Annotated in this window: 23 protein-coding genes; 17 read left to right on the forward strand and 6 right to left on the reverse strand. The window is 42.6% G+C overall.

From position 1 onward, the window contains the following. Nucleotides 1-48 precede the first annotated feature (48 nt). The 3 genes from cls to pepF all read left to right on the forward strand — a co-directional run bounded on the left by cls (nucleotide 49) and on the right by pepF (nucleotide 4,849). On the forward strand, nucleotides 49-1,560 hold the full coding sequence (gene cls / locus M3593_RS06925) for a cardiolipin synthase (protein WP_144474567.1): 1,512 nt from the start codon (nucleotides 49-51) through the stop codon (nucleotides 1,558-1,560). 117 nt (nucleotides 1,561-1,677) lie between these two features. Further along, the gene (locus tag M3593_RS06930; RefSeq protein WP_251544102.1) at nucleotides 1,678-2,880 is read left to right on the forward strand and encodes a competence protein CoiA; all 1,203 of its coding nucleotides are present in this window, start codon (nucleotides 1,678-1,680) and stop codon (nucleotides 2,878-2,880) included. A gap of 151 nt (nucleotides 2,881-3,031) precedes the next feature. Further along, nucleotides 3,032-4,849 carry an oligoendopeptidase F gene (pepF, locus tag M3593_RS06935; protein ID WP_251544100.1) on the forward strand — a complete coding sequence of 606 codons (1,818 nt, stop codon included), beginning with the start codon at nucleotides 3,032-3,034 and terminating at the stop codon, nucleotides 4,847-4,849. Between the two features lie 861 nt (nucleotides 4,850-5,710). Here the strand turns inward: pepF and M3593_RS06940 are convergent. From M3593_RS06940 to M3593_RS06955, 4 genes are all read right to left on the reverse strand, one after another. Beyond that, a complete protein-coding gene (locus tag M3593_RS06940; protein ID WP_251544098.1) occupies nucleotides 5,711-6,592 on the reverse strand; it encodes a ClpXP adapter SpxH family protein in 882 nt (293 codons plus the stop codon). After that, entirely contained in the window at nucleotides 6,589-6,990 is a 402-nt protein-coding gene (locus tag M3593_RS06945) for a globin domain-containing protein (protein ID WP_251544097.1), read from the reverse strand. Before M3593_RS06945 ends, M3593_RS06940 begins: the two co-directional genes overlap by 4 nt. A 220-nt stretch (nucleotides 6,991-7,210) precedes the next feature. Next, entirely contained in the window at nucleotides 7,211-7,855 is a 645-nt protein-coding gene (locus M3593_RS06950; RefSeq protein WP_251544221.1) for a lytic transglycosylase domain-containing protein, read from the reverse strand. 19 nt (nucleotides 7,856-7,874) lie between these two features. Further along, nucleotides 7,875-8,462, reverse strand: coding sequence for a CYTH domain-containing protein (locus tag M3593_RS06955; protein WP_251544095.1), 588 nt, complete (start codon nucleotides 8,460-8,462; stop codon nucleotides 7,875-7,877). Nucleotides 8,463-8,580: 118 nt separating this feature from the next. On the opposite strand from M3593_RS06955, the gene M3593_RS06960 reads away from it, so the two are divergent. The 5 genes from M3593_RS06960 to M3593_RS24225 all read left to right on the forward strand — a co-directional run bounded on the left by M3593_RS06960 (nucleotide 8,581) and on the right by M3593_RS24225 (nucleotide 12,967). Continuing rightward, nucleotides 8,581-8,961: a UPF0738 family protein gene (locus M3593_RS06960; protein ID WP_251544093.1), complete on the forward strand. Its 381-nt coding sequence runs from the start codon at nucleotides 8,581-8,583 to the stop codon at nucleotides 8,959-8,961. Between the two features lie 34 nt (nucleotides 8,962-8,995). Next, nucleotides 8,996-9,634 (forward strand): GTP diphosphokinase, encoded by a 639-nt coding sequence (yjbM, locus tag M3593_RS06965; protein ID WP_251544091.1) that lies wholly within the window; start codon nucleotides 8,996-8,998, stop codon nucleotides 9,632-9,634. Nucleotides 9,635-9,665: 31 nt separating this feature from the next. Next, entirely contained in the window at nucleotides 9,666-10,466 is an 801-nt protein-coding gene (locus M3593_RS06970; protein ID WP_144474576.1) for an NAD kinase, read from the forward strand. A gap of 400 nt (nucleotides 10,467-10,866) precedes the next feature. Further along, nucleotides 10,867-11,772: an RluA family pseudouridine synthase gene (locus M3593_RS06975; RefSeq protein WP_144474577.1), complete on the forward strand. Its 906-nt coding sequence runs from the start codon at nucleotides 10,867-10,869 to the stop codon at nucleotides 11,770-11,772. Nucleotides 11,773-11,881: 109 nt separating this feature from the next. Continuing rightward, a complete protein-coding gene (locus M3593_RS24225; RefSeq protein ID WP_353056079.1) occupies nucleotides 11,882-12,967 on the forward strand; it encodes a CAP domain-containing protein in 1,086 nt (361 codons plus the stop codon). A gap of 57 nt (nucleotides 12,968-13,024) precedes the next feature. Here the strand turns inward: M3593_RS24225 and prpE are convergent, their stop codons facing one another. After that, a complete protein-coding gene (prpE, locus tag M3593_RS06985; protein WP_251544089.1) occupies nucleotides 13,025-13,762 on the reverse strand; it encodes a bis(5'-nucleosyl)-tetraphosphatase PrpE in 738 nt (245 codons plus the stop codon). A gap of 220 nt (nucleotides 13,763-13,982) precedes the next feature. Here prpE and mgtE point away from each other — a divergent pair, with 220 nt between their 5' ends. The 4 genes from mgtE (at nucleotide 13,983) to M3593_RS07005 (ending at nucleotide 18,797) form a co-directional block, all read left to right on the forward strand. Beyond that, on the forward strand, nucleotides 13,983-15,362 hold the full coding sequence (mgtE, locus tag M3593_RS06990; RefSeq protein ID WP_251544087.1) for a magnesium transporter: 1,380 nt from the start codon (nucleotides 13,983-13,985) through the stop codon (nucleotides 15,360-15,362). 65 nt (nucleotides 15,363-15,427) lie between these two features. After that, nucleotides 15,428-17,287 (forward strand): monovalent cation:proton antiporter family protein, encoded by a 1,860-nt coding sequence (locus M3593_RS06995; protein WP_251544085.1) that lies wholly within the window; start codon nucleotides 15,428-15,430, stop codon nucleotides 17,285-17,287. Between the two features lie 111 nt (nucleotides 17,288-17,398). Then, nucleotides 17,399-18,166: an enoyl-ACP reductase FabI gene (gene fabI / locus M3593_RS07000; protein ID WP_144474581.1), complete on the forward strand. Its 768-nt coding sequence runs from the start codon at nucleotides 17,399-17,401 to the stop codon at nucleotides 18,164-18,166. 142 nt (nucleotides 18,167-18,308) lie between these two features. Next, a complete protein-coding gene (locus tag M3593_RS07005; protein WP_144474582.1) occupies nucleotides 18,309-18,797 on the forward strand; it encodes a CotO family spore coat protein in 489 nt (162 codons plus the stop codon). A 42-nt stretch (nucleotides 18,798-18,839) separates the two neighbouring features. On the opposite strand, the gene M3593_RS07010 is transcribed toward M3593_RS07005, so the two are convergent. Beyond that, nucleotides 18,840-19,364 carry a CotY/CotZ family spore coat protein gene (locus tag M3593_RS07010; protein ID WP_144474583.1) on the reverse strand — a complete coding sequence of 175 codons (525 nt, stop codon included), beginning with the start codon at nucleotides 19,362-19,364 and terminating at the stop codon, nucleotides 18,840-18,842. 204 nt (nucleotides 19,365-19,568) lie between these two features. Here M3593_RS07010 and M3593_RS07015 point away from each other — a divergent pair, with 204 nt between their 5' ends. From M3593_RS07015 to spoVAD, 5 genes are all read left to right on the forward strand, one after another. Then, nucleotides 19,569-19,913 carry a DUF1360 domain-containing protein gene (locus M3593_RS07015; RefSeq protein WP_144474584.1) on the forward strand — a complete coding sequence of 115 codons (345 nt, stop codon included), beginning with the start codon at nucleotides 19,569-19,571 and terminating at the stop codon, nucleotides 19,911-19,913. Nucleotides 19,914-20,001: 88 nt separating this feature from the next. Continuing rightward, the gene (locus M3593_RS24000) at nucleotides 20,002-20,130 is read left to right on the forward strand and encodes a hypothetical protein (RefSeq protein ID WP_260983502.1); all 129 of its coding nucleotides are present in this window, start codon (nucleotides 20,002-20,004) and stop codon (nucleotides 20,128-20,130) included. Nucleotides 20,131-20,312: 182 nt separating this feature from the next. Then, nucleotides 20,313-20,798 (forward strand): YhcN/YlaJ family sporulation lipoprotein, encoded by a 486-nt coding sequence (locus M3593_RS07020; RefSeq protein WP_186326630.1) that lies wholly within the window; start codon nucleotides 20,313-20,315, stop codon nucleotides 20,796-20,798. 15 nt (nucleotides 20,799-20,813) lie between these two features. Further along, entirely contained in the window at nucleotides 20,814-21,293 is a 480-nt protein-coding gene (gene spoVAC / locus M3593_RS07025) for a stage V sporulation protein AC (RefSeq protein WP_144474585.1), read from the forward strand. Further along, complete coding sequence (gene spoVAD, locus M3593_RS07030; RefSeq protein WP_251544084.1) at nucleotides 21,294-22,307, forward strand: stage V sporulation protein AD; 1,014 nt, start codon at nucleotides 21,294-21,296, stop codon at nucleotides 22,305-22,307. Nucleotides 22,308-22,310 lie beyond the last annotated feature (3 nt).

A 22,310-nucleotide genomic window follows, 5' to 3' on the forward strand; every position in this document is an offset into this window, starting at 1 on the left:
ATATATACAGTGGTTTGGAAATCAGAAGCGGGAAAACAGGTGGTTACCATGAAAAATACAGTTCGAATTTTAACGTTTATATTCATTTTGGCAGGCATTTATTATTTCTTTTATGAAAAACTTGATGCTGTTTATTTAGGATACATAAGTATTTTCATGACATTAACCGTGATCTTTATCAGCTTTGTAATCTTCCTTGAGAATCGTCATCCAGCCCAGACTTTAACCTGGATTATCGTTCTCGGTGGTTTCCCGGTTGTGGGTTTCATATTTTATTTATTATTCGGCCGGAACCATCGGAAGGAAAAAATGTTCCGCCGTAAATACTTTCTTGATAAGCAAACTTTTACACGAATTGAAGGGGACAGCGAAAGGGCGAACAGAGCACGGATGCTTGAAATGGAAGAAGATCACCGGCGCTTGTTCAATCTTGCCCAGAAGCTCGGGAATAGCCCCATTTCCTTTGCAACATCAACAAAAGTGCTGACAAATGGTGATGAAACTTTTAGCCATATTCTCGAAGAATTGAAAAAGGCAACCCACCATATCCACATGGAATATTATATTGTGCGCGATGATGCAATCGGCCATGAAATCAAGGATGTTCTGATTGAAAAAGCCAAAAAAGGAGTAAAGGTCCGGTTCCTGTATGATTCGGTTGGATCTTGGAAGCTTTCAAAAAAATTTATCGGCGATTTGACTGAAGCAGGTGTCGAAGTGGTTGAATTTGGTCCTGTCCGCCTTCCGTTCCTGAACAGCAAATTCAATTTCCGTAATCACCGGAAAATCATTGTGATTGATGGTACAGTTGGCTTTGTCGGAGGATTGAATATCGGTGATGAGTACCTCGGAAGGAATAAGGATTTTGGATTTTGGCGTGACACTCACTTAATGGCAAAAGGAGAAGCAGTAAGGAGCCTGCAGCTGATCTTCCTGCAGGATTGGTATTATATGACGAATAATAGCTTTTTGACGGCAGAGTACTTATCGCCTGCACTGGAGGTTAACACTCACGGTGGGGTTCAAATGATTGCAGGAGGCCCAGACAATGAGTGGAGTGTGATCAAGAACATCTTTTTCTCGATGATTTCGTCAGCGGATAAGTCAGTCTGGATTGCGTCTCCATATTTTATTCCGGACGAAGATATTTTCAGTGCGATCAAAGTGGCTGCCCTAAGCGGCCTTGATGTCAGGCTGCTTGTCCCAAAAAGGCCAGATAAAAGAATCGTCTTCTTCGCTTCAAGATCGTATTTTCCAGAGCTTCTTGAAGCAGGGGTAAAAATTTATGAATACGAAAAAGGGTTCATGCACAGCAAAATAGTCATTGTTGATGGCCAGCTTGCTTCAATTGGCACGTCCAATATGGACATGAGAAGCTTCCACCTGAACTTCGAGGTCAATGCTTTCCTCTATAAAACAAGCAGCACATTGAAACTGGTGGAGGAGTTCCAAAGTGATATCCAGCAATCAAAGGAAATTGATATGAATGATTTCAATAAACGCAATATCGGTTACAGGCTTCTCGAGTCAACATCAAGACTTCTGTCGCCCATGCTTTAGCAGTCCGTATTTGTTACGGGCTGTTTTTTTTCTGTGAACATTTTGTTAATTGTTTCAATTATAAGAGGTGATCACTCCTATACTCCCGAATAGAACTAGGAGAAAGGAGGTTCAATAATGCTAGTGGCAAATAAGTTTAATGGGGAAGTATTTTCACTCGCGAACGGTGAGACCAAGAAAGAATTGGAGAAGGTCAGGTCCCGGGAAAAGTTTTACTGTCCTGATTGTGGCGAAGAGGTAATCATGAAGCTCGGCAATAAGAAAATCTGGCATTTCTCCCATACTGCAAGCGGAAGCTGCCAATATGAGTATGATCGAGAATCTGAGTATCACCTTTCTGGCAAGCTTAAACTATATAATTGGCTGAAGAAACAGGGAATTCATGCTGAGCTGGAAAAGTTCGATCAGCAGATGAGACAAAAACCGGATATCGCATTTGATTGGAAAGGTCAGAAATATGCAATTGAGTTTCAATGTTCAGTCATTCATGCTGATATTTTCGAAAAAAGGACAAGAACCTACCTGGAGCATGATGTGATCCCTCTATGGATTGCAGCCGAGAACCTGATCAAACGCATTTCCCATATGGTTGTATCCATGAATCATTTCCTCTATCTCTTTCTGCGAAGAACCAAACATGCCTGGAATTTGCCTGCTTTTTGCCCAGTCTCAGGCCAGCTCATCAACCTTCATTGTGTTATTCCTATTTCCTCAAGAAAGGCAATCACGATACTAGAAGTAAAGAGTCTGAGTCAATCTTCAATCGAGGATCTCCTCAGTCCTAAAGCAAGACAGTATCCTTTTTTAAAAATTTGGCAAACAGAAAATCAAAAGCTGAAATCCCGTAATCTGATGAATCATGGAGCGTGGCAAAATCGTTTCCTAAAAGAATTATACCGTAATCGCCTCAGCCTTCTAACTCTTCCCGCTGTCCTCGGACTGCCTGTCCACTCGAGCCCCTATATTGAAACACCGTCATTGATGTGGCAAACATACATCTATCTTGATATCTTTCGGCATCATAAATCAGGGGAATACATCCGATATGCACGAATAAGGGCTGCATTTGCTAAAAGAGTCAAAAAAGGGGATATCAAACTCAGGACCCTGCCGGCTGCCGGGCATAGAGATGCCTGGTATGCTTTAGCAGAATACGTTTTCCTTTTAACAAAGATCGGGTACCTGGAAAAGATTGATTCGGGGACAGTGAAGGTACAAAAAGAGATTGAGTTTCCATCTTCAGTCGACTGTCAATTGAAGGCGGAAACCAAATTTTATGCTGAGTTTGAAAATAAAATAGTGCAATCGGTCTTCCAATAACATGAAAAAAGAAATTAAAGAGTAAAATAAGGAAGTTAACGAAAAACTTTTCATCTCTTTCTTTTTTTTGAAGGAAATAAGAACCGATTATCGAATAATATGTATAGTAGAAAAGTTTTTCGAATTCCGAAATTTTGTTAGGAGGATCCATATGTCTGATGAAACTGCAGTAAAAAAATTGCCATCAAGAGATGAGGCTGCCACCGAGAATACGTGGAGACTTGAAGATATTTTCGCGAGTGATGATGCCTGGGAAAAAGAATTCAATGAAGTGAAGAGCTTACTTCCTTCTGTCCAGGAATATCAGGGGAAACTTGGGGATAGTGCGGATCAGCTTTACGATGCACTGCAATTGCAGGATAAGCTATTAGAGCGCCTTGGCAGACTATATACATATGCACATATGCGCTATGACCAGGATACAACAAATTCTTTTTATCAGGGACTGGATGACCGCATCAAGAATCTGTATTCCCAGGCGGGAAGTGCACTGGCTTATATTGTGCCGGAAATCCTGGCTGTCGAAGAAGAAAAGATTAAAGACTTTTTGCAGGAGAAGAAAGAGCTGAAGCTTTATGAGCATGCTTTGGAGGAAATCAATCTTCAGAGACCGCATGTCCTTTCAGCCGAAGAGGAAGCGCTGCTTGCACAGGCAGGGGAGGTAATGAGTTCACCGTCAAATACTTTTGGCATGCTGAACAATGCGGATTTGGAATTCCCATCGATTAAGGACGAGAACGGTGAAGATGTGGAAATCACCCATGGCCGTTACATCCGTTTCCTTGAAAGTGAAGATCGCAGGGTACGCGAGGATGCCTTCAAAGCGGTTTACAAAACATATGGCAGCTTCAAAAATACATTTTCAAGCACATTGAGCGGCAATGTCAAGAAGGATAACTTCAATGCAAGAATCCGTAAATATGATTCTGCGAGGCATGCTGCACTTGCTGCGAATAATATCCCTGAAAGTGTCTATGAAAACCTTGTGAATACAGTGAATGATAACCTGCACCTGCTTCATAGATACGTAAAGCTTCGAAGGAAGGTACTGGGCCTCGATAAGCTTCATATGTATGACCTTTACACACCATTGGTGAAGAACGTGAAAATGGAAATCCCTTATGGAGAAGCTAAAGATTATGTCCTTAAAGGCCTAGAGCCACTTGGACAGGAATATAATCAGGTCCTTCAGGAGGGTTTTGAAAATCGCTGGGTAGATGTGTATGAGAACAAAGGGAAGCGCAGCGGTGCCTATTCTTCGGGTGCATATGGCACAAATCCATACATCCTGATGAACTGGCAGGATAATGTGAATAATTTATTTACGCTTGCACATGAGTTCGGACATTCGGTCCACAGCTACTACACTAGGAAAACTCAGCCATATCCATATGGAAACTACTCAATTTTTGTTGCAGAGGTAGCTTCCACATGCAATGAAGCGCTTTTGAATGACTATATGCTGAAAACGATTGATGATGAGCAGAAGCGCTTGTATTTACTGAATCACTATCTCGAGGGCTTCAGGGGAACTGTGTTCAGACAGACTATGTTCGCTGAATTTGAACATATGATTCACCAGAAAGCACAGAATAACGAAGCTTTGACAGCTGATTCTCTCACAAAGGATTATTATGAGCTCAATAAAAAATACTTCGGTGAAGAAGACATCATTATTGATGAGGAAATCGGACTGGAGTGGTCTAGGATTCCGCATTTCTATTACAATTACTATGTATACCAGTATGCGACAGGCTTCAGTGCAGCGACAGCACTGAGCAAACAGATCCTTGAGGAAGGACAGCCTGCTGTCGAACGATATATTGAATTCCTGAAATCAGGAAGCTCTGACTATCCAATCGAAGTCCTGAAAAAGGCAGGAGTGGATATGACAAGCTCGAAGCCAATTGAGGAAGCTTTGAAGGTATTCGAAGAAAAGCTGAACGAAATGGAAGCATTGCTTTCTTAGTACAAAAAACCGGCTGCATCATTGCAGCCGGTTTTTTCAATTAGAATCCTTTGAACTTTTTTCGGTTATTTAAATATATCAGTAAAATAAAAAGGGAGAAGAACAGAATGGGGGAGGTCAGGTATAAAGGTAGAAGATGCATCAACCCTCCGATATGGAGAACAAATGAAAAAAGGATGAATAGTGCTATAAGAAAGAGACCTATTTTGTCCACGTACATCACTCCGGATCGCTTTATACATGATATATATGCTTCTGTCCATATATTAATGATTGGTATTTGACAATATTGTGAAATAACACACAAGTGTATTGTTATACTGCTAAAGCCTATGGTATATTTATGACGTGAAGTTGATCACAAACAAACATTTACCCCTTTGTTTGACCGTGAAAAATTTCTCCCATCCCCTTTGTTCGTATAAAATAGAAAAAAGGCCTTGTAGTTGGAGAGCTGCAAGGCCTTTTTCTGCATGCAATGATATAAATAGCCAGTTTCACGCTGATTGAAGGCTAAATCCGGCGAGATCCTTTCAATTTCAGTAATGCGTGAAGTAGTATTGGCGTTTATTATAATGGTGCGACTCCACTTTGATCTGATTTCTGCGCATTTTGAATCAATTTGCCAACATTTTTGATTAATTCAACCACTTTTAAGATTATTCGACCACATTTTGAACTAATTCGACCACATTTTAAAATTATTCGACCACATTTTGAACTAATTCGACCACATTTTGAACTAATTCGACCACATTTTAAAATTATTCGACCACATTTTGAATTAATTCGACCACTTCAACAACAATGCCAAAAAACATGCACCGAACTGCAAAAAAAAATGACCGGGCATCTGCACGGTCATCCTTCTAGATATCGCCAGAACATCCCGTATTTTGCAGGGATTTGTTCAACCATTTGCTTTAACATCAGTTTTTTTAATTCCTTCTCAGCCTGAGGCACTGTGATGTCGTAAACTACAGCCACTTCCTTGGAAGCAACCATTTTGTACTGCATCAAAAATTGTTCCAGGCTTGGCGGCTGGGCTGCATCTGGTTTTTGCTGTAGCATTTCTTCAAGAATCTGGACGTATACCTCATATGGATAAAGTCCGGTAATCTTGATGCCTTCTTCTTCGACATTGGCATTGAAAAAGACAAGTGTCGGAATTTCCTGGACGTCCATTTCATTGGTGATTTTCAAATCACACTGGAACGCCTTTGCAGCTGTTTCTGAATGGATATCTGTCACGAATTCTTCAACGTCCAGCCCCACACTTCTGGCGCAATTTTTTAGCACCTCAAAATTCGAGACATTCTGTTTTTCAAGAAACAATACTTCTTGAAGTCTTCGCAGAAAGCGGATGCCTTTCTTTTTTCCCTGAAGTTCTGCCGATTTAATAGCAATCGAAGCTAAATAAGGAGACGAAACAGGGTTTTCGAACCAAAGCGAGCCGTCACAGGACATACCTGTTCTGCTTGCTGTCTTTTCCCATAGCTCAGCAATCGTTTCGTAGCGTTTTTTTCTGTTCATGTTCAGGGTGGCAAGACGGCCGCTCAATACATGTTTGATTGAAAAATACTTGCCATATTCGACCTGCAGCTTTTTTATGATTGGCTCTAATGCCCAGCATTCAGGACAAAGCGGATCAACGAACATATAAATTTCTATAGGCTTCTTGTCCAAACTCTGGCAGTTTTCTGACGGGTCATAGCTTAAAAGATTTTCGCGGCTGAGTCTCATGAGTTCTCACCGGTTTCATCATCTGGTGTATTGATCATATGCTGAGCGGTAAGGTAGAGCCTTGCGTAAAAATCCTCCCTGACAGAACCATCGAGACCCACTTCATCCATGGCCTCTGCCATGCATGCGAGCCAGGCTTTCGCCCTGACTGGCGTAATTTCGAAAGGCAGATGTCTGGCACGAAGCATTGGATGGCCATGTTCGTTGGTATATAAAGGCGGCCCGCCTAAATATTGAGTCAGGAACTGCTTTTGTTTACGGGCAGTTTCTGTTAAGTCGTCCGGGAATATAGGAGCAAGATCAGGATGCATTCCAACGCGGTGGTAAAAAGCATCGACCAGCCGGTGAAGTGTCCCTTCGCCAATGGCTTCGAATGGTAAGGTCTTATTCTCAACCATATTGATAACTCCTTTAAAATAGATTTTAGAAATTTCATTCTGCTTTGATAGTTATGCTATTTATTGTAGCAATGCTAAATTTATATCTCAAACAAATCGGCTTGTGTTCTGCGAAAACTGTCTTTTGATTTCATTAATTTCGGTTTGCTTTACTAATTTACACAAAAAGGCCGCCTGTTACCACTGACAGGCGGGCGAAAATAGAGGAATTATTATCCTTTTAACTGTAATAAACATCGGTCACTTTCCGTACATAGTTCTGTGTTTCCTTGAATGGGGGAATCCCGCCGTATTTATCAACATTCCCAGGTCCTGCATTATATGCTGCAAGTGCAAGTTCAATATTATTGTCATATCTATCAAGCATTTGCCGGAGGTATTTAGCGCCTCCAAGAATATTATCTGCGGGATCAAAGACATTTTTAACTCCGAGGCCCTTTGCTGTTGTAGGCATCAGTTGCATCAATCCGGATGCACCGGCATGGCTTACGGCGTTAGGATTGAAATTGGATTCCTTTTGAATGACTGATTTAATCAGCTTGGCCGGTATATTGAACATAGCAGCAGCCTGATCGATCATACCCTCAAAATCCGTATTATTCTTGGCCGCTACCTTTGTCAGTTGAATAGGAGGGAGCATTTGGGCAATGTTTTGCTTGGATATATCATATGAGCCCACAGCAGCTTGAGCATTTTCGAACAGCTCTTCCAGCTTTGTTGCCGTGGCGCCAAGGGCATTGCTCTGGTCATTCAAAATGCCGGAAAGCATGTCCTGAAAAAGGCCGTTTCCTGATTGGCCCGGGGCCCGATTGAAATTTTGAAGCGCCTGCAATTCAAGCATGGCTTTTAACTGATCAACATTCATCATGATTCTCCTGCCTGGTCTATTCTCTTAAAAGATTATATTTTTTAGCGTAAAAGCGTTTGATCTTATTATCGGTTTGTCGAACAGGTATTTTTAGTTCAGCGAGTAAATTGGAAAAAATTCGAAATCCTTCCGACTCATCTGTCACTTCATATTCTAGCTCAAAATCTTCTGTATTTAAATAGTAACTATGGTCCAGAACTAGTATTCCTTCTTTATACTCAACCTCGGCGCGTACCGTTGTCAGCGAGCCAAAGTATTGCAGTTCATTCATATTGGAAATTAAATCGGATACAGCGTCCTTCACTTCACCATCAGGCGATTTTCCTGTTTTTAAGGCTTCATTTGCCTGTCCTTCAGTCAGAATCTGATTCGTTTCAAGCAATCCCTGTTTTGCAGGCTGTTTTAAAGTCAGTTCAAACTCATTGCCTTTTTCCCTGATCCGTAGTGCTGATCCTTTATCTTTCAAGGTAAAAGAAGGTGTATCAAAATAATGATTGATTTGTTTTTTGAATTGATCAGGCTCCAGTTTGAAGTAATTTGACAGATAGTGGAATTCTTTCTCTGTCAGCATGTTCTTGAATTCGATCTCGATATTTTGGCTCAAGTCCGTCCGTCCTTTCCAATAAGCTGTCCTTATTATCTCGCGAAATCCTGTTTGCTTCAATCTTTAGTAGAAAATGGTTCGATATGATAAAATAAAAAAGATTATGGAGGTTGAAAAAATGAGCAAAAAGATTATCGTTACAAATGCAAAAGTAGAAAATGATGAGCTCCTGCTCTTGACAGACAGGGAGACAAAAATAACAAGCCTTGCAGCTACTGGGCAAATGCTTGTGGATTCTGATCAATTATCCTTTATTTATATTGTTGATAATGAAGATGGATATCAATATGTCACCATTCCTGAAGCTGCCTGGAATGCCATTCAGCAAGGTCTCCAGGGCGGGCTGGAAGTGTTTCTTGCAAATGCCGGCGGCAAGCTTAAATTGGAAAGCTTCCGTGGTGAAATGGAATATTTGATTGAAAATATAACAGGGAACAGCAATTATGGAGAGGAAATGGTCACGAAAGTGGAACAGGTTTTTGCCGCACCCTCCGCTTAAGCTTTCGTGAAAAGAACCGGATGAGGTGACTGATGTGAAACACTGGGATCAATTTTTAGAACCTTATAAACACGCTGTGGAAGAATTGAAGGTAAAGCTTAAAGGAATCAGGAGCCAATATGAGCTTCATTCCGACCATTCCCCGATTGAATTTGTCACGGGAAGGGTAAAGCCAATTGCAAGCATACTGGACAAAGCCCATCAAAAAGGGATTTCACTGGATAAACTCGATTCCGAAATGCAGGATATCGCAGGCTTGAGAATCATGTGCCAGTTCGTGGATGACATCAAGACAGTCGTTGAACTGTTAAGGAGCCGGAATGATTTTGAAATTATCGAGGAAAGGGATTATATCTCGCATAAAAAAGCAAGCGGTTACCGCTCTTACCATGTGGTCATCCGTTATCCCGTCCAGACGATCAGGGGAGAAAGAAAGATTCTTGCTGAAATCCAAATCAGGACGCTGGCAATGAATTTCTGGGCAACGGTGGAGCATTCATTGAACTATAAGTACAAGGGGCTTTTCCCTGAAGATATTAAAATCAGGCTGAAGCGGGCTGCAGAGGCTGCGTTTCGCTTGGATGAAGAGATGTCGACAATCAGGGGAGAAATCCAGGATGCACAAGCATTTTTTACACGGAAAAAAGAAATGCAGCAGGATGGGAAGAAATAGTATAAATCCGATATGCAGGGGTGTTTGATACATGAAATTCGCGATTACTTCAAAGGGAGACTCCCGGTCCAATACATTGATGCATAAAATGAGGACGTATCTTTTGGACTTTGATCTAGAATATGATGAAGACCAGCCGGACATCTGTATCTCTGTCGGAGGGGATGGCACGCTTTTGTATGCCTTCCATCGTTACAGCAGCAGGCTGGATAAAACAGCATTCATTGGAGTACATACAGGACACCTAGGCTTTTATGCAGACTGGGTTCCTGAAGAAATCGAAAAACTTGTCATTGCCGTGGCAAAAACACCGTACCAGGTGATTGAGTATCCGCTGCTTGAAGTCATTATCAGGTACCAGCACGGAGGCAGGGAAACCAGGTATCTTGCCCTGAATGAATCCACCGTAAAATCAGTTGAAGGTACACTGGTCATGGATGTTGAAATCAGGGGCCAGCATTTTGAACGCTTCCGCGGAGATGGTTTATGCGTATCCACGCCATCCGGAAGCACAGCTTATAATAAAGCACTGGGCGGGGCAATCCTTCATCCATCCCTGAGAGCGATCCAGGTAGCAGAAATGGCATCCATCAATAACCGGGTGTTCAGGACAGTGGGATCTCCGCTGATCCTGCCTGACCACCATACTTGTACTTTGAAACCTGTCAACAGGCCTGATTTCCAAGTGACAGTGGACCATTTGACCTTATTGCATAAAGATGTGAAATCGATCCAATTCCGGGTTGCGGATGAAAAAATCCGTTTCGCGCGATTCCGTCCCTTCCCATTCTGGAAAAGGGTGCATGATTCCTTTATCTCTGATAGTGATTAAGGGTGATTTCGGCTTCCCGAAAAGGAAGAGCCTTTTAATGGGGCACTTCAACGATCATGGAAGTCCAAAATATCTAGGAAACCGGCTTTAATGGACATTTCAGAGCACGTGAAAGTCCAAAATGTCTAATAAATCGGTTTTAATGGACATTTCCATGCATATAGAAGTTCAAAATGTCTAAGAAACCAGCTTTAATGGACATTTCAATGTCTGTATAAGTCCAAAATGTCTAAGAAACTGGTTTGAATGGAGATTTCAGAGCACGTGGAAGTCCAAAATGTCTAAGAAACTGGTTTTAATGGACATTTCAATGCATATGGAAGTCCCAAATGTCTAAGAAACCGAATTAATGGACAATGGACACGTAATAATCGAAACAACGAAGACAGGAGCCGCTGATATGGCGAAAAACTTCACAATGGAATTTACTGCCGGGATTTCTGACGAGGGAAAGATGCTGAGGGAATTTCTCAAACAGATGGAAATCTCTAAATCGGCTCTTACTGATATTAAGTTCAAGGGCGGATTTATTTCCGTGAATGGTCAGGAAGTGAATGTCAGGTACATCTTAAAGCCTGATGATCGAGTCAGAATTGAATTCCCTCCTGAAATTCCTTCTGAGGGAATGAAGGGAGAAAAGTTCCCTCTTTCCATTATTTATGAGGATGATTACTTACTGGTGGTGAATAAGCCTTCAGGCATGAACACGATACCTTCCAGGGAGCATCCGTATGGCAGTCTTGCCAGCGGGCTGATCGGATATTATGAAGAAAACGGAATATCTGCTACTACCCATATCGTTACCAGGCTTGACAGGGATACGTCAGGGCTGGTGCTGATTGCGAAACATAGTCATGTTCATCATTTGCTCAGTAAGCAGCAGCGTTCTGGCGGTGTAAGCCGGAGCTATGAGGCATTAGCTGAAGGAATCATCGAGCAGGATGAGGGAACCATTGAAGCTCCGATTGCGAGGAAACCTGACAGCATCATCGAGCGGGAAGTCCATTCAAATGGACAATACGCATGTACTCTGTTTAAGGTTGCTCAACGGTATGGTGTCTTCACTCATATACACCTCAGGCTGAAGACCGGCAGGACCCATCAAATCCGGGTACACATGAGCTTTATTGGCCATCCGCTGCTTGGTGATACTTTATATGGGGGCAATAAAAATAAAATAGCAAGACAGGCATTGCATTGCCGGGAACTTCTTTTCACCCACCCTTTTTTACATAAGGAAATGCATTTTACCGCAAGTCTCCCAAAGGATATGCAGGAAGTGCTGAAAGAAGGCAAATCGTTATAAAAGCGATTTGCCTTTTTTACATTTCTCTCAAATATTTCATCAGATAAATCCACTCGAAAAATCAAACGATAAAGAAGTAATAAATGAAATATGAAGGAGGAAGCAGCACTTGAACATCTATAAAAACGGAAAAGTAATAGCAGTTTCTGCTGTCATGTTATTAGGTCTTGCAGCATGCAATACCAACAATGATGAAGCGATGGATTTGCGTGATAACAGGGTGACCACCCTGGGGAAAGACCAGGCTGGTTATTGGGATAATGATGCCAACAGAATAAAGCAGCAAAGACGAAGAGCTGAAATAAATGCTGCTAAAGGAAATAAGACTGGCCCTAAGATTAATCAGAATGGCATGAATGCAACAAGTGAAATCATGCAAATGCCTGATGGGTATATTACAGTTGACCCTAACTCTTACAGTACTGAGATTCCAAGTTCAAAATATCCTCATACCGAAATGACGGAAGGCGGATTGACATTAACAGAAGGCCAACAAGCAGATCTTAATAATATGCGTGAAGATTTGCAGCGAGGCATTGACGTTGAACTTCCTGATTTCCAAAGGGGAGGGATTCCTGCACCAACAGAGGGGGCTGCTCCTGCTCCACAGCAAGAAGCACCCGCACCTGATCAGGTAGCTCCAGCTCCACAAGAAAGACAGGCAACTGAACAAGAAGCTGCACCTGCACCTCAAGAAAGACAAGCACCTGTTCCTGAGCAAGGAGCAGCGCCAGCTCCAGCTCCACAAGAAAGACAGGCACCGGAACAGGAAGCTGCACCAGCTCCAGAGCAAAAAGCAGCGCCAAGTGGAACGGAGATCAGTGATTTTGAATCAAAAGTCATTGACCTGACAAATGAACAGCGCCGTAAAAATGGCCTGTCAAACCTGCAGCCTGATACAGCCTTAAGTAATGTTGCACAGGAAAAATCAAATGATATGCAGGCGAAGAATTATTTTTCGCATACAAGCCCTACTTATGGTTCACCTTTCGATATGATGAGGGACTTCGGGGTTTCATATAATTCAGCTGGGGAGAACATTGCGATGGGACAGCCGAGTCCTGAAGAAGTCGTCAATGCATGGATGAACAGCGAAGGCCATCGAAAAAATATTTTAAGTCCGAATTTCACACATATTGGTGTTGGCCATACATCACAAGGAAACTATTGGACACAAATGTTTATTGGCAAATAAACGGACAAAGCTAACCACTAATTCAAGTGGTTAGCTTGTTCATTGTATGGGTATTTATTATATCTCCCTGAACTTTTCGGGAACAAAAGGCATGGTTGAGGGAACAGATATTAATTCCATTTCAGGATAACGAAGAGCTGACAGTTTACCGCCAAAAACAGCTCCCGTATCTATATTATAGGTATTATTCAGGATTCTTGGTTCCTTCACCGGTGTATGGCCATAAACGATGACCGCACTTCCTTGATAATTCTTCGCCCAATCACGGCGCACGGGAGTCCCGTCTGGATTGTTTTTGCCGGTGATATCACCATAAAGAACAAAGGTTTTAACTTTTGAATTGCTTTTTCCTATGTACTCTTCACGGATTCCTGCATGGGCTATGACAAGACGCCCCTCATCGAGTACATGGTACAAAGGCGCTGAATCATATAATTTAAGGAATTTCTCACGGAAAGAATTTTTCTGTTTCGCATCCAGTGACAGAAATTCTGCAACAGTTGTCTCAAGCCCATGGGCTGTCTGTACTTTATTGCCCAATAGATATCGATACAGCTTATTGCAGTGGTTTCCAGGAACATAATAAGCAGCCTTTTTTTTCACGGCAAGTTCCCAAACTAGCTCTGCAGTTTTCAGTGACTCTGGTCCCCGGTCTGTCAGATCTCCGACAAAAGCAAGCTTCCGGTGCTCCGGGTGGATCGGAATGCCAGAATCCCAGTCATATCCAAGAATTTTGGTGATCTCTTCAAATTCGGCAAAACAGCCGTGGATATCGCCAATAATATCTAGTTTCATGGAGCCATCCTCCTTTTTATCGATTATCATTCCCGCTCGTGAAAAAAAGAAAAGTTTAAATTAAAAAAGGGAATATTATTGAAAAGGCGAGCCTTGAAAACTTACGGTTACAAAACTTATATTACCATCTAATTTCATGGGAAAAAGAGAAGATAAAAGACAAAGATTTCATTAAATGCTAGTATAATGAAATGTACATAAAGGAAAGGGGGTAAGGTGTATGTCTGAAGAACGTCAAGAATCAGCATCCAGGCAGCAAATCAATTCTGAACTGCTGTTGGAAGCACTTTACTCTGAGAAAATTGATGATTTCCGTGCGGAATTTTTAGATTTGCATCCGTACGACCAGGCTGAATTTTTCAGTGAACTAGATGACGAAGATCGAGCTAAAGTTTATAATTTCCTCTCACCTGAAGAGATGGCTGATCTGTTCGAGAACCTGGAAGCGGATGAAGAGGATTTCAAGGATGTCTTGGCGCAGATGAATCCTAACTACGCGGCCGACATGCTGTCAAATATGTATGCCGATGACGCGGTGGATGTCCTGAATGAGCTTGACAAAGATCAGGTTGCCAGTTATTTGACAATCATGGATGAGGAAGCTGCGCAGGAAATCAAGGATTTGCTGCATTACGAAGAATACACAGCAGGAAGTATCATGACGACAGAATTCATTGCGATTTCTGCCAACCAGACGGTCAGGTCGGCCATGTATATCCTGAAAAAAGAAGCACCCAGGGCTGAAACGATTTACTATATTTTTGTTGTCGATGAGGAGAAGAGACTTGCTGGAGTCATTTCCTTGAGAGACTTGATCGTGGCGGATGACGAGACGATGATCGGTGAAGTGATGAATGAACGGGTGGTCTCGGTTTCGGTAGGAGAGGACCAGGAAGAAGTAGCGCGGATGATGCGGGATTATAACTTCCTCGCTCTTCCTGTCGTGGATTTCCAAAACCATCTCCTTGGAATCATAACGGTCGATGACATCATTGATGTAATGGAAGAAGAGGCATCGGATGACTACTCCAAGCTGGCAGGTATTGCAGACCTCGACACAGTCGACCGAAATCCATTTACAGCCGCCAAGAAACGCCTGCCATGGCTGATCATTTTACTCTTTTTAGGGATGTTCACAGCAAGCCTGATTGGAAGATTTGAGGCTACATTGGATAAGGTTGCAATTTTGGCTGTATTCATTCCTTTGATTGCCGGAATGGCTGGCAACACTGGTACCCAGGCCCTTGCTGTGGCTGTCAGGGGAATTGCCACTGGAGATCTTGAAAAAGAAAGTAAATGGAGCATTATTCTGAGGGAAGCTGGTACAGGATTGATTACCGGAGCGGTATGCGGGATCCTGGTTGCATTTGTTGTTTACTTTTGGAAAGGTGAATTTTTTCTTGGGATTTTAGTCGGTATATCGATCTTTATAACATTAATCATCGCCACAATGGCCGGGTCGCTTGTTCCGCTGCTTATGCACAGATTGAAAATTGACCCTGCGGTAGCATCAGGTCCATTTATCACAACGATCAATGATATTATCAGTATTTTGATTTATTTTGGGATTGCTACTGCTTTTATGAGTTATCTTATCTAATAATATCTTTTGCAAGGCAAAACAGCATTAATTACTGTTAATTCTTATATAAAAGGAGGGAGCGGATGGAACAGCATGCTTCGATTACATCACTTGTGATCGTCATTATTGTTGCATTTTTAACACCTATTATATTACACCGCTTAAAATTGAGTTTCATACCTGTAGTTGTTGCTGAAATCATCATGGGTTTGATTATCGGTAAAAGTGGCTTCAACATTGTCCATGAGGATGCATGGCTCAGCACATTGTCCACCTTGGGATTTTTATTCCTGATGTTCTTGAGTGGGTTGGAGATTGACTTCACTGCATTCTCTGGCGGGAAAAATAAAGGCAGGGCAAAACCCAACAGCAAAAAAGAACCAAATACGTTTGTCGTGGCTTCTGTCATATTTGTCGGGATATTCATTGCCTCTCTTGGATTGTCGTATTTATTCGTGCTTGCAGGGTTTATTGAGAATGTATTTTTGATGACCTTGATCATCTCGACAATCTCTCTTGGAGTGGTAGTTCCTACTCTTAAGGACGCACATTTAATGAAAACAAATATTGGGCAGATCATTTTATTGGTAGCTGTCATTGCAGACCTTGCCACCATGATCCTGCTTGCTGTCTTTGTATCCCTTTATGATACTGGCGGTGGCAACACATGGCTGCTGCTCGTGCTTTTTGCTGCTGGTGTAGCACTTTATTTCATCGGCAGATCCTTCAAAAATAGGACGTTCATCAATGCATTGTCCACTGGTACCACACAAATTGGCACCCGTGCGGTTTTTGCCTTGATTATTTTATTGGTTGCCATCTCAGAAACAGTCGGCGCGGAAAATATCCTGGGGGCATTCCTTGCAGGTGTCCTTGTTTCCCTGCTGGCACCTGACCAGGAAATGGTCCATAAACTTGATTCATTTGGCTATGGCTTCCTGATTCCCATCTTTTTCGTGATGGTGGGGGTCGAACTCGATTTATGGTCACTGTTCAGTGAAAAAAAGCTCTTATTATTGATACCGCTATTACTTTTGGCTTTGTTTTTGTCAAAAATGGTCCCGGTATATCTTTTGAAAAAATGGTACGACACAAAGACGGTTCTCGCTGCTGGCTTCCTGTTGACCTCCACATTGTCACTCGTCATCGCTGCAGCAACGATTGGTGAAAGAATGGAAATGATTTCACCGCAGATGAGTGGAACACTGATTCTGGTGGCAGTCATCTCCAGTGTTTTGACACCAATTTTATTTAAAAAATTGTTCCCTGAAGAAAAAGCAGAGGAAGTTAAAGTAAAGGTGGCGTTTATTGGCGCCAACCAGATGACACTTCCGGTATCAAGAGCGCTTCAATCTTCTCTTTACGAACCAGTCATTTTTCATACAAAACAGGATAAGGCGGAAAAACTGGCGGACACTGTTTTTGAAATCATTGAAATTGACAATTATGATATTGATACACTCGATAAGGTTGAAGTGTATGATGCGAATATCATTGTTATATCTACAGGGGATCCCGACCTAAATGCGACCATCGCGGTCAGCGCAAAGGAACGTGGAGTTGAAAGGGTCATCGCGAGGATTGAAAGTCCAGACCTTGCTGAGCAAGCCCAGGAAGAGGGAATTGAAGTATTCTCTGTTCTTCGTTCAACTGAGTCGCTGCTGCGTGCGATGATTGAATCACCAGGTGTCATGACCATCTTGACACATCAGGAAAATTCCCTGCATGAAATCAGAATGCTCAATGATCATTTTGACGGTATGACTCTCAGACGTTTCCCATTCACAGGAGATGTCATCTTTGTCAGGATCCTGCGTGAAAATGAATCAATCGTGCCTCATGGAGATACCGAGCTGAGACTGAATGACCGTTTGATTGTCACAGGATCAAAAGAATATGTCGATGAGCTGAAAAGAGAACTCGAATTCTGTTTTTGGTGCTGATTTGGAACGTAAACCCGTCTTCCCGACGGGTTTTTCTTTTCAAATGAAAAAATATGGTGTAGAATTAGCACTAGGTACTAATAACTTGTATTAACAGGGGGATATTTTAAAATGACTCTTTCATTGAACGGAAAAACATACGTAGTAATGGGTGTAGCCAATAAAAGGAGCATCGCCTGGGGTATTGCTCAATCTCTCCACAATTCCGGGGCGAATTTGATTTTCACTTATGCCGGTGAGCGTCTGGAGAATAGTGTCAGGGAACTTGCGGAATCACTCGATCAAAATTATTTAGTTTTACCTTGCGACGTTACAAGTGACGAAGATGTCGCTAAATGCTTCAAAGAAATCAAGGAAGCAGCAGGTTCGATTTCCGGTGTTGCCCACTGTATCGCATTCGCTAACAAGGAAGAGCTGCAGGGAGACTATATGAATGTTACACGCGATGGTTTCCTGCTGGCCCATAATATCAGCGCCTACTCCCTGACAGCTGTTGCCAAGGAAGCAAAAGAACTGATGGCGGAAGGTGGAAGCATCGTGACTTTGACTTATCTTGGCGGCGAGCGTGCGATCCCGAATTACAATGTCATGGGAGTGGCAAAAGCATCACTTGATGCAAGTGTCCGCTATCTTGCTGCGGATTTAGGAAAGCACAATATTCGTGTAAACTCGATTTCAGCCGGTCCAATCCGCACACTATCTGCTAAAGGGGTAAGTGATTTTAACTCGATTTTGAAGGAGATTGAAGAGAAAGCTCCGCTTCAACGAAATACTACTCCGGAAGAAGTCGGCGATACGGCAGTATTCCTTTTCAGCGACATGTCACGCGGGATCACTGGCGAAAACATCCACGTTGATTCAGGATTCCATATCTTATAGAAACACATGGCCCGCCGCCTGAGCGGGCCTTATTTATTTTCAGCATTTATGACTCCTTTCAAGCAAATTCATTCATGATTCCGGCACCTATCCTGGGCGGCCGCATACATATAGGGTGAGCGAAGTTTTGGAGGTGCCATAAATGGGAAGAAAGCGAAGTCGTAAGCAATCTCCTTTGTTTTACATCAATCAGCCTGTTATTGATCTGCCCCAAGCTGATATGCAAAAAAATTATACGATTAAAAGTGAACCCGATACATCTGAGATTCTGCAAGAACAGGGTGATGTCCTTGTAACTAAAGAAATGATTTTTGAGGATAAGGAGTCATCTGAAGTGAAAGTAAACCACCAAGTTGAAGAGAAAGAAAACATTCAATCTGACCAGTCCGATGTCCGAGGGAAGAGAAGTTTCAATGATTATACATTGGAGGAAAAAATCAAACACTTAAAGTTTGTTCCCGCATCTGTAGCTAAGGTGAAATACGAATTCATTACGGTGGGAAGATCATATAAGGGATTTTTTATCGAAATGAAGGGAGAAGTATTGTTCATCCAATCTGTAACTCCCAGGAAGAAAAGCGTAAGTATTCCGAAGGAGGATTTAATCGACATCAAGAGGGTTGGATTATAAAAAAGGCTTACCATTTAGGTAAGCCTGATTTTCCAGCCTTGGTTATCTTGTATTGCCAGGAAGGCTTGAAAGTGGTGAAGCTGCAACTGGGTCAAGGCATGTGACTGCACAGAAGCAATCCAGGTCTACAGTTAAGCAGATACCAGTCCTGAAGAATTCATTTCTTGATCCGCCAGTCGTGATTTGCTCGCAAGGAGTGTCGAAGCTTTCTCCTTGGTCACCGCGAGTAGCAAGAAGCTCGAGTTTAGCGCAACAGTTATCATCCACAGAAGTTACGCGGAAGAAGAAAGAGTTGAAGCAGTCAAGCATTTGTGGTCCGCCGCCATTTGTGCGGATGCGAGTTCCAAACCCTTCGAACGGCTGGCAGTCACCGCAATATAGAATTACCGGGATTGTATCCAACTCAGTAGTAGGAGTTTGTGCACCTGCAAGCAATTCCTGGATGGATTTATTGCAGCTGACATCACAATCATTGTCTACATCCACTTCATCCTGTGCATCTGCTATCGCTCTGAGGACTTCGCACACACAGTTATCCTCACCATGGTTCTTATTTTTGCAACCCATAATAAGTTCATCTCCTTTTTGTTGATATGACCTATTGTCCTTAATAGAATATGAATCGCCATCCTAATGGTGTGGGTGTTTGTCTAATTTTCAATATGTTTCAACAAAAATTAATGACAAAAGTGGACAGGCTCGTGCCTATCCATAGGAGATTGCCCAGCATAAGCTGTATTGAATCCAACAAAAACAAAAGTGGGTGAGATTATGGTAAGTTGGCTGGATTTATTTCTTCTGGGGATGGCGAGCTTCCGCTTGACGAGACTGATTGTATATGATGTGATTACTGAATTTCTCCGTCAGCCATTTCATGAGACAGTGGTGGAGACCCTTGAGGATGGGAGCACGGAAACCTATATAGAAATTAAAGGTACTGGTTTGAAATATTGGATCGGTGAGTTGTTAAGCTGCCATTGGTGCACTGGCATTTGGTCAGCGGCATTTTTGTATTTTGGATATGTGTTGTATCCTCCGCTGGCGATTCCGGCCATCACCATACTGGCAATTGCGGGTATTGCCTCCTTAATCCAGCATGTCCTCATTAAGGATTAACCAGCTGGATTTAATGAAATCGTCCAGAACCCCTAAGTAGACTTGTTCATAAGCTACCATATGGACTCTAAATGAAGGGGTTGTCATCATGGAGGAAAAACAAAAGAAGGATAGCAGCAATCCAAGCGAAGAAAGCCAAAATAGTAAAACAGCCTCAACCAGACGCGTACGCAGAAAACGCGGCTGTGGCTGCGGGAAAAAGAGAAAGAAAGCATAAATTCATCGTCTGCCAAACAACTGGCAGGCGATTTTTGTATTCAGGGAGTGAAAGCTGGGGGATATTAAAGTTGTTCTTACAATGATATGGAAATAAAACCCGAAATAAAAAATTCATAAATTAGGTTTTGGACGTGGAAAATAATTTTAACCAATCAGATGAATCATAGAAGGGGATTAAGGATGAATATAAAACAGACAATAAAAACAATCGCAGTACTGACGATGCTTGTAGTCGGTATTGCTGGATGTTCTTTTGGGAAGACATCCCCAGAGAGCAGGGCTTCCATGATCCAATCGGTCAATCCTGATCCGGGTGCGACTAATGATCTTGAGGAAAAGGATCTCGAGCTTGCTGAGAAGGTAAAAAAAGATATAGCTGGACTTGATGCGATTTTTGACGTCGCTGTGATTGCCGGGAAAAAAGATACACTGGTTGCTTACAAAGTAAAGCACATGAAGCGTTTCAACATGAAAGCGATTGAAAAAGAAATCAATAAGAAGCTGGAAAAAAATTATCCTGGTGAAAATTTCATTGTTTCAAGTGATTTCAAGATCTTTATTGAGGCGGTCGAGCTTCGTGAAAGAATGAAAGATCCTGCCTATCCTGATAAGAAAGCAGAAAAAGAATTGCAGCGGATAATTTCATTGAAAAAAGAAATGACTTAAGAAAGGATGGGTGAGATGGGGGACAAAAAGAAGCAAAAGATGACTCCAGAACAGCAGCAATATCAGCAGCTTGAACAAAAGCACGAGCTCAAGCGGCCAGTATTGAAGAATTGCATAAAGGCTTTTTTGGTTGGCGGTCTGATCTGCACTATTGGACAAGCGATCACTTATTTTTATATATATTTCTTTGATTTTACCGAACAGACAGCCGGGAACCCGACGGTAGCCACGATGATATTCCTTTCGATGCTGTTGACCGGGTTTGGGGTTTATGACCATATCGGCCAATTTGCCGGGGCAGGCAGTGCTGTTCCGGTGACTGGATTTGGGAACTCGGTGATATCGGCAGCGATTGAACACCGAACAGAGGGCTTTGTCCTTGGTGTTGGGGGAAATATGTTCAAGCTGGCAGGAAGCGTCATATTGTTTGGCGTATTTGCAGCATTTGTCGTTGCACTGATCAAGACTTTATTGACAATGATGGGGGTGCTTTAAATGTTGATTGGAACGCAGTCATGGCAATTCAACAATAGCCCGGTCATTGAATCATGGGGGTCATCTGGAGGTCCCTTTGAGTCGGAAGGGAAGCTTGCAGCGGATTTCGATGTCCTTCATGACGATCTATGGATGGGGGAAGAATCCTATGAGAAAGCTCATCGAGTCTTGCTTGAAGAGGCCATCGATGCGGCATTGCAAAAAGGGGAATTCCAAAAAGAAGATATGCAATTCATGCTGGCTGGTGATTTGATTAACCAAATCACGCCTACCAGCTTTGCTGCAAGGACGATGGCAATCCCATATTTCGGACTTTTTGGCGCATGCTCTACCTCAATGGAGGGTCTTGCGCTTGCATCCTTTATCATCAACTATCAGGGAGCAAAAAAGGTGGTAACTGGCGCGTCCAGCCACAACTCCGCGGCGGAAAAGCAATTCAGATACCCAACAGAATATGGCGGGCAAAAGCCTCCTACCGCACAGTGGACAGTCACAGGAGCAGGAGCGGCAGTGCTGACAGATAACTCAGATAAGCGGGGGAAAATCGTCACAACGTCAGCCACCATTGGGAAGGTGGTCGATATGGGGATATCCGATCCGTTTAATATGGGGGGAGCGATGGCGCCAGCAGCTGCAGATACGATCATCGCCCATTTCAAGGATTTGAATCGTCAGCCGTCCTATTATGATTTAATCGTAACAGGAGATCTCGGAAGGATTGGCCAGGCTACTACATATGACCTATTGCAGCAGGCCGGCCTTGAAATTACGAGAGAGCAGTTTCAGGATTGCGGACTGTTGATCTATAAAGAGGATCAGCCAGTTCAGTCTGGCGGCAGCGGTGCTGGTTGTTCGGCTTCGGTCTTGTATGGCCACTTATTGAATCAGATGAAAAATGGCATCTATAGGAAGATACTTGTTGTAGCGACAGGTGCATTGCTTTCGCCGCTTTCATTCCAACAGAAGGAAACCATACCTTGTATTGCACACGCTGTTGCGATTGAAATGAAATAGAAA

It is taken from the genome of Mesobacillus sp. MER 48 (genome assembly GCF_023714225.1).
Taxonomy (GTDB): domain Bacteria; phylum Bacillota; class Bacilli; order Bacillales; family Cytobacillaceae; genus Mesobacillus; species Mesobacillus oceanisediminis_A.

What these genes read in the sequence shown, in the direction of transcription:
- cls (WP_144474567.1), top strand. Translation starts at nt 49, where the DNA reads ATGAAAAATACAGTTCGAATTTTAACGTTTATATTCATTTTGGCAGGC.
- M3593_RS06930 (WP_251544102.1), top strand. Translation starts at nt 1,678, where the DNA reads ATGCTAGTGGCAAATAAGTTTAATGGGGAAGTATTTTCACTCGCGAAC.
- pepF (WP_251544100.1), top strand. Translation starts at nt 3,032, where the DNA reads ATGTCTGATGAAACTGCAGTAAAAAAATTGCCATCAAGAGATGAGGCT.
- M3593_RS06940 (WP_251544098.1), bottom strand. Translation starts at nt 6,592, where the DNA reads ATGAGACTCAGCCGCGAAAATCTTTTAAGCTATGACCCGTCAGAAAAC.
- M3593_RS06945 (WP_251544097.1), bottom strand. Translation starts at nt 6,990, where the DNA reads ATGGTTGAGAATAAGACCTTACCATTCGAAGCCATTGGCGAAGGGACA.
- M3593_RS06950 (WP_251544221.1), bottom strand. Translation starts at nt 7,855, where the DNA reads ATGAATGTTGATCAGTTAAAAGCCATGCTTGAATTGCAGGCGCTTCAA.
- M3593_RS06960 (WP_251544093.1), top strand. Translation starts at nt 8,581, where the DNA reads ATGAGCAAAAAGATTATCGTTACAAATGCAAAAGTAGAAAATGATGAG.
- M3593_RS06970 (WP_144474576.1), top strand. Translation starts at nt 9,666, where the DNA reads ATGAAATTCGCGATTACTTCAAAGGGAGACTCCCGGTCCAATACATTG.
- M3593_RS06975 (WP_144474577.1), top strand. Translation starts at nt 10,867, where the DNA reads ATGGCGAAAAACTTCACAATGGAATTTACTGCCGGGATTTCTGACGAG.
- prpE (WP_251544089.1), bottom strand. Translation starts at nt 13,762, where the DNA reads ATGAAACTAGATATTATTGGCGATATCCACGGCTGTTTTGCCGAATTT.
- mgtE (WP_251544087.1), top strand. Translation starts at nt 13,983, where the DNA reads ATGTCTGAAGAACGTCAAGAATCAGCATCCAGGCAGCAAATCAATTCT.
- M3593_RS06995 (WP_251544085.1), top strand. Translation starts at nt 15,428, where the DNA reads ATGGAACAGCATGCTTCGATTACATCACTTGTGATCGTCATTATTGTT.
- fabI (WP_144474581.1), top strand. Translation starts at nt 17,399, where the DNA reads ATGACTCTTTCATTGAACGGAAAAACATACGTAGTAATGGGTGTAGCC.
- M3593_RS07005 (WP_144474582.1), top strand. Translation starts at nt 18,309, where the DNA reads ATGGGAAGAAAGCGAAGTCGTAAGCAATCTCCTTTGTTTTACATCAAT.
- M3593_RS07010 (WP_144474583.1), bottom strand. Translation starts at nt 19,364, where the DNA reads ATGGGTTGCAAAAATAAGAACCATGGTGAGGATAACTGTGTGTGCGAA.
- M3593_RS07015 (WP_144474584.1), top strand. Translation starts at nt 19,569, where the DNA reads ATGGTAAGTTGGCTGGATTTATTTCTTCTGGGGATGGCGAGCTTCCGC.
- M3593_RS24000 (WP_260983502.1), top strand. Translation starts at nt 20,002, where the DNA reads ATGGAGGAAAAACAAAAGAAGGATAGCAGCAATCCAAGCGAAGAAAGC.
- M3593_RS07020 (WP_186326630.1), top strand. Translation starts at nt 20,313, where the DNA reads ATGAATATAAAACAGACAATAAAAACAATCGCAGTACTGACGATGCTT.
- spoVAC (WP_144474585.1), top strand. Translation starts at nt 20,814, where the DNA reads ATGGGGGACAAAAAGAAGCAAAAGATGACTCCAGAACAGCAGCAATAT.
- spoVAD (WP_251544084.1), top strand. Translation starts at nt 21,294, where the DNA reads ATGTTGATTGGAACGCAGTCATGGCAATTCAACAATAGCCCGGTCATT.